Below are 10274 nucleotides of genomic sequence, written 5' to 3'. Positions count from 1 at the left end.
CTACAGAATGGGGGCCATCGAACAAGCCGGGGCGGCTAATCGCTCGGCAAGCCTTTCGCCTTCAGATGCTCGATCAGCTGCTCGCGGAGTCGATTCAGAAGAGGCGCCTGACATCCGTGACGCGCAGCGGCGATGCACAGATAACCCAGCAAATAGCTGATCTCTGTTCTGCGCCTCTGCACCACGTCCTGATACATCGACGAATAATTGGCCGCCGTGGCTTCGATCACCCGGTTCACTTCCTCATGCAGGCCAACAGCCGCCTGCGGCTGGCCACAGCGTTCCAGCACGGTGACCAGCTCGTCGCACAACGCAGTGACCTCATCCGCATGGGCCTGCAACTCGCCATTTCGGCAACCGTGCAGCACGGTCAGCGGATTGATCGCACAGTTCAGCGCCAGTTTGCGCCACAAACGGTCGAGGATATCCGCAGTCCATTGATGCGGGATACCGGCCAGGACAAGGTCATAGAGCCAGGCCGGGGCAGGGCGTTGCTGTGCATCTCCCATCCAGTTGGTGCCTTGCCCGGCGAACACCACGCTGAAGTCCTCATCCCGAAACGCGCCTTCGGTACTGGAAACGAAAATGCAGCGAGCTTGTGGGAGTAGAGCGGCAACCGCTTGCTGACTGCCGAGGCCGTTCTGCAGCAGCAGTACTTCGGCACCGGGAACGAGCCGTGAAGCGATGCTGGTGACTGCGCGTTCGGCGTCGTAGGCCTTGCAGGCGACCAGCAGTCGCGCGATGGGCTGCGGGTCGTCGAGGGTTTGCGCTGGAATATCCAGACTCTGACGCTGGCCTTGCTCGCTCAGGGTCAAGCCGCCCTTCGCGTTGTAAGCCTTCAGGCGTGCTTCATTACGCAGAATCAACCGCACCGGCAAACCTGCCCGCGCCAGCCTTGTCGCCCACAGACTACCCAAGCTGCCCGCGCCGAGAACGTGCCATAGGCTCGCTTTCAAAGGAAGTTACGCCGCAACTCGGAGAACCGCGGTGAAAAGGAAAACGAAAACGACATCGCAGGCTCACATGAACAGGGGGAAAGTCTCGTTATAATGACCGCGCTTTCATACCGTCAAGTCAGGCGTGCTCCATCTACATGTCGAGCTGCGCCGTTCAATTGGAGAATCCACATGCCATCGTTCGACGTAGTGTCCGAACTGGATAAACACGAAGTCACGAATGCCGTCGACAACGCGATCAAAGAGCTGGATCGCCGCTATGACCTCAAAGGCAAAGGCAGCTTCGAGTTCAAGGAAAAGGAACTCACCGTCAACCTGACCGCTGAAGCGGACTTCCAGCTTGAAGCGATGATCGAAATCCTCAAGTTGGCCCTGGTCAAGCGCAAGATCGATGTGCAGTGCCTGGAAGTGAAGGACGCCTATGCATCCGGCAAGCTGATGAAACAGGAAGCCGTGCTCAAAGAAGGCATCGACAAGGAGCTGGCGAAGAAAATCGTTGCTCACATCAAGGAAGCCAAACTCAAGGTTCAGGCCGCCATTCAGGGCGAGCAGGTGCGCGTGACCGGCAAGAAGCGTGACGATCTGCAGGAAGCCATCGCAGTGCTGCGTGGCCACGAATTCGGCATGCCATTGCAGTTCAACAACTTCCGCGACTGACCACCTGCGCAACCTGTCTCAGCATTTGTGAATGCATTTATGCCGGCATTCCACGTCTGAACGGGAACCTGAAGGGTTTGTATGCGTCCGAATGCAGGTCCCGTTGAAGCGATGGCGCCCTGAGGTGTCATCGCTTCAGTCTTTCGTTTCGCGACCACAAGGAGCAATCAATGGATCTGGATCTGAACGGCCAGGTAGATCATCTGGTCAAGGCTTCCCAAGCCTGGATTCCCATGGTCATGCAGTACGGCAGCCGTGTGCTGCTGGCCGTTATCGTATTGCTGGTGGGTTGGTGGCTGATCAACAGGCTGACGTCCAAGGTCGGCGCGTTGTTGGCACTGCGTCACGTGGATCTGGCACTGCAAGGCTTCATCAGCAGTCTGGCCAACATCATTCTGAAGATTCTGCTGATCGTCAGCGTCGCTTCGATGATTGGCGTCGAGACCACTTCTTTCGTCGCAGCCATCGGTGCGGCCGGTCTGGCCATCGGTCTGGCTTTGCAGGGCAGCCTCGCCAACTTTGCCGGTGGGGTGCTGATTCTGCTGTTTCGTCCGTTCCGCATTGGCGACTGGATCGAAGCGCAAGGCGTGGCAGGTACTGTTGACAGCATTCAGATCTTCCACACGATCATCCGCACTGGCGACAACAAGACCGTGATCCTGCCCAACGGCAACTTGTCGAACGGCATCATCACCAACACTAACCGTCAGCCTACCCGCAAGATCACCTTCGACGTGGGCATCGACTACGACGCCGACCTCAAGCAGGCGCTTGGCGTGTTGACGGAAATGGCTGACGATCCGCGCGTGCTGCAAGATCCGGCACCGCAAGCGGTGGTAGCGGCATTGGGCGACAGCTCGATCACCGTATCGCTGCGCGTCTGGACCAAGACTGGCGACTTCGGTGACGTATCCAACCGCTTCAACGCCGAGATCCGCGATCGTCTGCGTGCCGCCAACATTGACATCCCGTTCCCGCAGCGGGTGGTGCGTGTGGTGCAGCAGCAGCAGCAGGAAGCGGCGCCTCAGCGTTAATCCTGCGTGCTGAAATGACAAAAGCCCCGACTCGCGAGAGAGAGATCGGGGCTTTTTGTTGTCTTTCAGGATTGCTGAATCTGTAGGAACCGGCTTGTTGGCGAAAGCAATGTGTCAGTCAAATCATTCGTAACTGACCCACCGCATTCGCCAGCAAGCCGACTCCCGCAATTGGCGCCCGCCGTTCAGGTCATCAAGGCTGTTCGGTCGCCGGTGTCTCGGCTGGCTTCTGATCCTCGGCCGACCCTTCCTTGCGCAGCTCCTGCGCCCAATGCAGGGCGATCATGAACAGGGTGGGTACGCCCATCAACGCCGTTACCAGGAAGAAGTTGTGATAGCCCAGCTTTTCCACCATCACCCCTGAATACCCGCCGATCAGACGCGGCAACAGCAGCATGATCGAGCTGAGCAGCGCGTACTGGGTGGCGGAAAACTTGAGGTTGGTCAGGCTCGAGAGGTACGCCACGAACGCCGAAGTTGCCAAACCGGAACTGAAGTTGTCCAGGGAGATCGTGACGATCAGCATCTTCAGATTCGGCCCCATGTCGGCCAGCATCAGGAACAACAGGTTGGTCGCCGCCGAAGTAGCGCCGCCGATGAACAGGATCGGCAAGATACCGAAGCGCACGATCGCCAGGCCCCCGAATGCCGCGCCCAACAACGTCATTACCAGGCCGAAGATCTTGCTGACGCTGGCGATCTGGTCCTTGGTGAAACCCTGATCGATGTAGAACACATTGGCCATCACGCCCATGACCGTGTCGGACATGCGGTAGGTTGCGATCAGGCCGAGCAACAGGAACGCCTGCCAGCGATAACGCAGAATGAAATCGTTGATCGGCGTCAGCACCGGCGCCAGTCCGCGTCGACCCATGGACGACAGGCAGGCCGCAGTCAGCACGGTATAGAGAATGGCGCGCAGGAAGGCGCGGTCTTCCATCAAAAGGCTTTTCCAGGTGGTGCCCTGGAACAGCACGCTGGCGAAATCGGTGTTGTACAACTGGGTGAACATCGCCGGAACGGAAACCAGCAGGATGATCAGCACGAACACCGACGCCAGTTGATGCGCGAAGCCGTAGCGGGCCGCCGATAGCTGTGTGCGCAGCGGCACGGCGGGTTCGCGCATGATCAGCGTGGTCACCAGCGCCGGCAGCATCAGTAGGCCGAACAGCACATAGGTGCCGGCCCAGGCCGAGTGCTTGTAGGCAAAACCGGTCGAGCCGAAGCCCTCGGCGAAATACAGTGCGCCTGCGGTGGCCAGCAGGGCGGCAACGCGATAACCCGCCATGTAGCTGGCGGCGAGGGTGGCCTGTTGGCTGTCGGAAGCAATCTCCAGACGGTAAGCGTCGATGGCGATGTCCTGAGTCGCGGAGGAGAAAGCCACGAGTACGGCGATCGCGATCAGCCATGACAGATGCTGTTGCGGATCGCAGAAGCCCATGCCGATCAGGCCCAGCGTCACCAGCGATTGCGAAAGCACCAGCCAGGAGCGACGACGCCCGAGTTTGCCGAGCAGCGGCAGGCGCCATTGGTCCAGCAGTGGCGACCAGACCCATTTGAAGGCGTAAGCCAGGCCGATAAGGCTGGCGTAGCCAATGGTTTCACGGGCGACGCCGGCTTCACGCAGCCACACCGAGAGGGTGGAGAACACCAGCATATAGGGCATGCCCGCAGCGAAGCCGAGCAACAACAGCACGAACGTAGAGGGGCTGGCATATGCGGCGAGCGCGGCGCGCCAGGTTTTGCGGGGCATGGGCTGAAGTCTGCCTCAGGTTACGTGAACAAAGCGCGCACTCTAACCGTTGTGCTCTGTCGGACGCCAGCCATGACGCTGCATATCCACACGATTGTTACGGATGGTCACGCCTTCGGCGCGCAAACGCGCGCGCTGTTCCTCACCTGAAACCGTTCCGGCGGCCAGGCTGATTCGGCCTCCGGCGCCTAAAACGCGATGCCAGGGCAGGGAACTGCCTTCAGGTAACTGGCTCAAGGTTCGGCCCACGAAACGCGCCGCTCGTCCTAAACCGGCCAGTTCTGCCAACTGACCGTAGCTGACCACCTTGCCCTCAGGCACCTGATGCAATGTCAGGTAAAGCGCCGTGCGCCGGGCCTCTGCGGGGGACAGCCCAGTCGGGTCATCGATGAGGGAAGTGTGTTCGGTCACGCATTCGTTCCTGTTTAAACGGCTAGCGGGAATTTTCGATAAGGAACTAGGGAAATTTCCTACGGTCAGTGATACCTGTGCTGGCGGTCCCTGGATTGCCTCGACGTTGTCCTGCAGGATAATGCCCTATTTACCTCCCTAGAGCCCTGTCGTCGCTTATGTTGTCCAGAACCCTGTTGTGCCTCGCCATTACCAGCGCCTCCACTCCCTTGCTCGCCGATACCGTCTGGTTGAAGAACGGTGACAAGCTGACCGGGACCATCAAGGTCTTCGACGGTGGCAAGCTGCTGCTCAACACCAAATATGCAGGCGATATTCCGCTGGACTGGAAAGAAATCAAGACGCTGGAAAGCGATCAGCACCTGTTGGTCAAGCAGGACGCTTATACCGGCGAGATTTCCAAGTCGCTGCACGCAGCCGACGACGGTAAGGTCACCCTTGCCAACGGCGATGCGCCAAAGACTGTCGAACTGGCCAGCATCCAGCAAATCATGAAGCCCAAGCCCGTGGTTACCGACCTGGTCTGGAAGGGCAATATCGACGCTGCCCTGGACTTCCAGCGTGCGGAAAACGACACCGACGATTACAACATTGCTTTCAAGACCTCGGCCACCCATGGCAGATGGCGGCATAACGCCAAGGGCGAGTACAACCGCGAATCGCAGGACGACCTGACCACCATCAACAACTGGAGCGCGGAGTACTCGGTCGACCGTTTCTTCACGGACAAGTGGTTCTGGGACGGCCGTCTAACCTATAAGCGTGACACCATCGAAGACCTGGACCGTCAGCGCACGGTCGGTACCGGTCCGGGCTACCAGTTCTGGGATGACGAGTTGGGAGCCTTCAAGGTCGGGGCACTGCTCAACCGCACTGACTTTGAATACTCGAACAACGAGAAAGATCACTTCTATTCGGTCTCAGGCACTTGGGACTACAACCGTTTCCTGATCGGCAAGAAGGTCGAGTTCTTCACTAACGGCGAAGTGGGTAAACCGATCAGTGGCGTCGCCGATTACAGCCTCGATGCTGAAGTGGGTCTGCGTTACAAGGTCACCGAATGGGCCTCGCTCAACGTCAAGGCTGAAAAAGACAACATCAGTGGCTCGGACAACGGCGACCTGGACAAGACCCGCTATACCGCCGGTTTCGGTGTGTCCTGGTAGGTTTTCTTTATATAGATGACCGGACGCGCCTCCCGGGTTCTCTGGCAGGCGCTGTATTTGTGGGACTGTGGGCTGGCGGGCACTGTACTTGTGGGACTGTGGGACTGTGGGACTGGGACTGTGACTGTGACTGTGACTGTGGGAGCGAATTCATTCGCGAGACGGCGGCACAGGCGACAGCTCTGTATCGCATGAACGCTTTTCGCGAATGAATTCGCCCCACAGTGACCGCGTACAGTCAGCCCGCCCGAAAAATTTTACGCAAACCCCCTGCAAAATCGTCACGCTCCCTGAATCTGGCACCCTTTCGCGATAACGATTATCGTGTGGCCTCACATGCCATACGCTGCTGCGCGTCTCTCGTATTTGTCGATTTCATTTGTTCAGGAGCCACATCATGAGCGCCAAAGCCAACCGGCAAGCCCGAGCACTGCTGCTCAAGGAGTACCGCGGCGTGCTGTCGACCCACTCCAAGTCGATGCCCGGTTATCCGTTCGGCTCCGTGGTGCCGTATTGCCTGGATGATCAAGGCCGCGCGCTGATCCTGATCAGCCGTATCGCCCAGCACACCCATAATCTTCAGCTGGACGCCAAATGCTCGTTGATCGTAGGCGAGCGCGAAGCGCAAGACGTCCAGGCGGTTGGCCGTATCACGGTGATGGCCGAAGCGCGGAAACTCATGGACGAAGCCGCGATAGAAGCCGCTGCGCAACGCTACTACCGCTATTTCCCGGAATCGCAGAGCTACCACAGCGCTCACGATTTCGACTTCTGGGTACTGGTTCCGGTGCGCTACCGCTATATCGGCGGCTTCGGCGCGATTCACTGGCTGGATGATGTGGCGCTGGCCAACCCGTTCGCCGGTGCCGCCGAGACCAGCATGGTCGCGCATATGAATGAAGATCACACCAAGGCCATTGCGCATTACGTCGAACTTGCCGGATTGCCGCAGACAGAGCCTGCGGTTCTGGTCGGCATCGACAGCGAAGGCATGCACCTGCGTATCGGGCAAAGCCTGTATTGGCTGGCCTTCGCCGAGCCTTGTAACACGCCGACACAAGTCCGCCAGGCCCTGGTTCAGCTGGCTCACGCGGAAAAATGGCCGACCGCTGAAGCAACCGAAGCTTGAATTAACGACTTTGCGACTTCACCTAGTGTCTACTGGAAGCCTTCTTCCGTTGAGGAAACTATTTGATGCGCGCTTTTCTACTGCTTTTATTGCTTTTTCCGGTGCTCGAGCTGTTCGTGCTGGTGAAAGTCGGGATGTCGATCGGCTTTCTGCCGACCTTCCTGCTGGTTGTCGGCGGATCGATGCTCGGGATTTTCGTCGTACGAGTCGCAGGGCTTGCGACCGCCATGAGTGCTCGCCAGAGTCTGGCGCGGGGCGAATTGCCCGCACAGCAGATGATGGACGGCCTGATGATGACGGTCGGTGGCGGACTGCTCGTATTGCCCGGCTTCATCAGTGACGTGCTGGGCCTGATCTGTCTGATGCCGTTTACCCGCCGCGTCCTGGTGAGCAAGGTGCGCCAGCGCGCCGAGGCCGCAGCCAGTCGCCAGCGTGCATTCGCTGACGATCTGCGCTCGGCGGGGTCAACGAATCCCGGCGCAGGTCGACCGGGCGCCCGTCAGCCCGATGTGATCGAAGGCGAAGTCATCGAGGGCGAATACGAGCCCGTCGATAAGAAGTGAATACTGCTCGACGTACAGCACGGCACCTGAGGGTGCCGTGCGCATTTTCGCGCCCCGTCACCATTAAAAAATTTCTTCATCGAGCCTTGTAATCAGCTTGCTCGCCCTTATGTATGGGTCACCGCAAGGTTTCTGGCGCATTTCGTCAGACCGTATTCTGCGGTTCGCTCGCGAACCGTAACCGGCAAGCCCGGATGTTCTACCCGCCGGTGCCAACACCGGGCGTTCAAAAACCATAATTAGGAGATCGACAATGAAGCTTCGTCCTCTGCATGACCGCGTCGTAATCCGTCGCAGCGAAGAAGAAACCAAGACTGCTGGCGGTATCGTGCTGCCAGGTTCGGCTGCTGAGAAACCAAACCGTGGCGAAATCATCGCCGTCGGTGCCGGTCGCATCCTGGACAACGGTGAAGTACGTGCGCTGGCCGTGAAAGTGGGAGACAAAGTGGTGTTCGGCCCTTACTCCGGCAGCAACACCGTGAAAGTAGATGGCGAAGACCTGCTGGTGATGAGCGAGAACGAAATTCTCGCGGTCGTCGAAGGCTGAGTTGATAACCCTCATTTTCCCGTTACTACAAAGTATTTAAGGAATATCGATCATGGCTGCTAAAGAAGTTAAATTCGGCGACGTTGGCCGTAAGAAAATGCTCGCCGGTGTAAACGTCCTGGCTGACGCGGTAAAAGCAACTCTGGGCCCTAAAGGCCGTAACGTCATCATCGAGAAAAGCTTCGGCGCTCCGCTGATCACCAAAGACGGTGTGTCGGTTGCCAAAGAAATCGAACTCAAAGACCGCTTTGAAAACATGGGCGCGCAACTGGTCAAAGACGTTGCTTCCCGTGCCAACGACGACGCTGGTGACGGTACCACCACCGCTACCGTTCTGGCTCAAGCCATCGTCAACGAAGGCCTGAAAGCCGTCGCTGCCGGCATGAACCCAATGGACCTCAAGCGCGGCATCGACAAGGCAACCATCGCCATCGTTGCTCAGCTGAAATCGCTGTCCAAGCCTTGCACCGACACCAAGGCAATCGCTCAGGTTGGTACCATCTCGGCCAACTCCGACAGCTCCATCGGCGACATCATTGCCGAAGCCATGGAAAAAGTGACCAAAGACGGCGTTATCACCGTTGAAGAAGGTTCGGGTCTGGAAAACGAACTGTCGGTCGTGGAAGGCATGCAGTTCGACCGTGGCTACCTGTCCCCGTACTTCATCAACAAGCCGGACACCATGGTTGCCGAGCTGGAAAGCCCGCTGCTGCTGCTGGTTGACAAGAAGATCTCCAACATTCGCGAAATGCTGCCAGTGCTGGAAGCCGTTGCCAAAGCCGGCCGTCCTCTGCTGATCGTTGCTGAAGACGTCGAAGGCGAAGCCCTGGCGACTCTGGTCGTGAACAACATGCGCGGCATCGTTAAAGTCGCAGCCGTCAAGGCTCCTGGTTTCGGCGACCGTCGCAAAGCCATGCTGCAGGACATCGCTGTCCTGACTGGCGGTACCGTTATCTCCGAAGAGATCGGCCTGAGCCTGGAAAGCACTACCCTGGAGCACCTGGGTAACGCCAAGCGCGTCGTGCTGAACAAGGAAAACACCACCATCATCGACGGCGCCGGCGTTCGTGCCGACATCGATGGTCGTATCGCTCAGATCCGTCAGCAGATCGGTGACACTTCGTCCGACTACGACAAAGAGAAACTGCAAGAGCGCCTGGCCAAGCTGTCTGGCGGCGTTGCGGTAATCAAGGTCGGTGCTGGTTCCGAAGTTGAAATGAAAGAGAAGAAAGCCCGCGTTGAAGACGCCCTGCACGCAACCCGCGCAGCCGTTGAGGAAGGCGTGGTACCTGGCGGTGGCGTGGCGCTGGTTCGCTCGCTGCAGGCTATCTCCGAGCTGAAAGGCGACAACGCCGATCAGAACGTCGGTATCGCTCTGCTGCGTCGTGCTGTCGAAGCACCTCTGCGTCAGATCGTTGCCAACTCGGGCGACGAGCCAAGCGTTGTAGTCGACAAGGTCAAGCAGGGTTCGGGTAACTTCGGTTACAACGCTGCTAGCGGCGAATACGGCGACATGATCGAAATGGGTATCCTGGACCCGGCGAAAGTGACTCGTTCTGCTCTGCAGGCGGCGTCCTCGATTGCCAGTCTGATGATCACCACCGAGGCGATGATTGCTGACGTGGCAGAAGACAAGCCTGCAGCTGGCGGCATGCCAGATATGGGCGGCATGGGTGGCATGGGCGGCATGATGTAAGCCAGCCTTGCGCTGATGCATAAAAAACCCCGCTTCGGCGGGGTTTTTTTATGGGTGCTTGTTGGCGTTGGGATTGTGTGTATTCGTTATGTCGGGTAGCGCTGATTTCGCTTCGTCGTAACGTCCGAATTGTTTCGCCGTCGGCGAGCTACCTGGAAAAGCCCCGTTCTCTATTTCCAAAGGTAGCCAAGGGCGCTTGCCCTTGGTTTGGCCGACCTCTTGCTACGCACTGGAATTTTGTGATCGATCCCACGCTCCGCGCGAGACGCCGGCCGGGACGCTCTGCTGCACTCTGATGCCGAACACAACTCTTCGCCGACCCCCAATTCATTGTAGGAGCCGGCTTGCTGGCGAACGCGGAG

The 10274-nt window shown here is 58.4% G+C and carries 10 protein-coding genes; 7 read left to right on the top strand and 3 right to left on the bottom strand.

All coding sequences use genetic code 11. From position 1 onward, the window contains the following. Positions 1 to 35 precede the first annotated feature (35 nt). Positions 36 to 956, bottom strand: coding sequence for a putative 2-dehydropantoate 2-reductase (locus ACRER8_RS22905; RefSeq protein WP_431748467.1), 921 nt, complete (start codon positions 954 to 956; stop codon positions 36 to 38). Between the two features lie 171 nt (positions 957 to 1127). Between ACRER8_RS22905 and ACRER8_RS22900 the strand changes: the two genes are divergently transcribed. Both ACRER8_RS22900 and ACRER8_RS22895 read left to right on the top strand, forming a co-directional pair. Further along, positions 1128 to 1613 carry a YajQ family cyclic di-GMP-binding protein gene (locus ACRER8_RS22900; protein WP_431748466.1) on the top strand — a complete coding sequence of 162 codons (486 nt, stop codon included), beginning with the start codon at positions 1128 to 1130 and terminating at the stop codon, positions 1611 to 1613. Positions 1614 to 1789: 176 nt separating this feature from the next. After that, a complete protein-coding gene (locus ACRER8_RS22895) occupies positions 1790 to 2647 on the top strand; it encodes a mechanosensitive ion channel family protein (RefSeq protein ID WP_431748468.1) in 858 nt (285 codons plus the stop codon). A 193-nt stretch (positions 2648 to 2840) separates the two neighbouring features. On the opposite strand, the gene ACRER8_RS22890 is transcribed toward ACRER8_RS22895, so the two are convergent. Further along, positions 2841 to 4400, bottom strand: coding sequence for an AmpG family muropeptide MFS transporter (locus tag ACRER8_RS22890; protein WP_431748465.1), 1560 nt, complete (start codon positions 4398 to 4400; stop codon positions 2841 to 2843). A 42-nt stretch (positions 4401 to 4442) separates the two neighbouring features. After that, positions 4443 to 4811 carry an MGMT family protein gene (locus tag ACRER8_RS22885; protein ID WP_431748464.1) on the bottom strand — a complete coding sequence of 123 codons (369 nt, stop codon included), beginning with the start codon at positions 4809 to 4811 and terminating at the stop codon, positions 4443 to 4445. A gap of 158 nt (positions 4812 to 4969) precedes the next feature. Between ACRER8_RS22885 and ACRER8_RS22880 the strand changes: the two genes are divergently transcribed. From ACRER8_RS22880 to groL, 5 genes are all read left to right on the top strand, one after another. After that, positions 4970 to 5977 carry a DUF481 domain-containing protein gene (locus ACRER8_RS22880; RefSeq protein ID WP_431748463.1) on the top strand — a complete coding sequence of 336 codons (1008 nt, stop codon included), beginning with the start codon at positions 4970 to 4972 and terminating at the stop codon, positions 5975 to 5977. 397 nt (positions 5978 to 6374) lie between these two features. Continuing rightward, positions 6375 to 7106, top strand: coding sequence for a HugZ family protein (locus tag ACRER8_RS22875; protein WP_431748462.1), 732 nt, complete (start codon positions 6375 to 6377; stop codon positions 7104 to 7106). Positions 7107 to 7171: 65 nt separating this feature from the next. Next, entirely contained in the window at positions 7172 to 7669 is a 498-nt protein-coding gene (locus tag ACRER8_RS22870; protein WP_431748461.1) for an FxsA family protein, read from the top strand. A gap of 253 nt (positions 7670 to 7922) precedes the next feature. Beyond that, the gene (locus tag ACRER8_RS22865) at positions 7923 to 8216 is read left to right on the top strand and encodes a co-chaperone GroES (protein ID WP_062384143.1); all 294 of its coding nucleotides are present in this window, start codon (positions 7923 to 7925) and stop codon (positions 8214 to 8216) included. Positions 8217 to 8268: 52 nt separating this feature from the next. After that, the gene (gene groL / locus ACRER8_RS22860; protein ID WP_431748460.1) at positions 8269 to 9912 is read left to right on the top strand and encodes a chaperonin GroEL; all 1644 of its coding nucleotides are present in this window, start codon (positions 8269 to 8271) and stop codon (positions 9910 to 9912) included. Positions 9913 to 10274: the final 362 nt, after the last annotated feature.

This window comes from Pseudomonas sp. (assembly GCF_050739935.1).
Taxonomy (GTDB): Bacteria; Pseudomonadota; Gammaproteobacteria; order Pseudomonadales; family Pseudomonadaceae; genus Aquipseudomonas.
Note: the sequence above shows the minus strand (reverse complement) of the source record. Positions and strands in the feature narration are given on the sequence as shown.

Excerpts from the sequence above, each read along its gene's own strand:
- ACRER8_RS22900 (WP_431748466.1), top strand. The coding sequence starts at position 1,128 with ATGCCATCGTTCGACGTAGTGTCCGAACTGGATAAACACGAAGTCACG.
- ACRER8_RS22890 (WP_431748465.1), bottom strand. The coding sequence starts at position 4,400 with ATGCCCCGCAAAACCTGGCGCGCCGCGCTCGCCGCATATGCCAGCCCC.
- ACRER8_RS22880 (WP_431748463.1), top strand. The coding sequence starts at position 4,970 with ATGTTGTCCAGAACCCTGTTGTGCCTCGCCATTACCAGCGCCTCCACT.
- ACRER8_RS22875 (WP_431748462.1), top strand. The coding sequence starts at position 6,375 with ATGAGCGCCAAAGCCAACCGGCAAGCCCGAGCACTGCTGCTCAAGGAG.
- ACRER8_RS22870 (WP_431748461.1), top strand. The coding sequence starts at position 7,172 with ATGCGCGCTTTTCTACTGCTTTTATTGCTTTTTCCGGTGCTCGAGCTG.
- ACRER8_RS22865 (WP_062384143.1), top strand. The coding sequence starts at position 7,923 with ATGAAGCTTCGTCCTCTGCATGACCGCGTCGTAATCCGTCGCAGCGAA.
- groL (WP_431748460.1), top strand. The coding sequence starts at position 8,269 with ATGGCTGCTAAAGAAGTTAAATTCGGCGACGTTGGCCGTAAGAAAATG.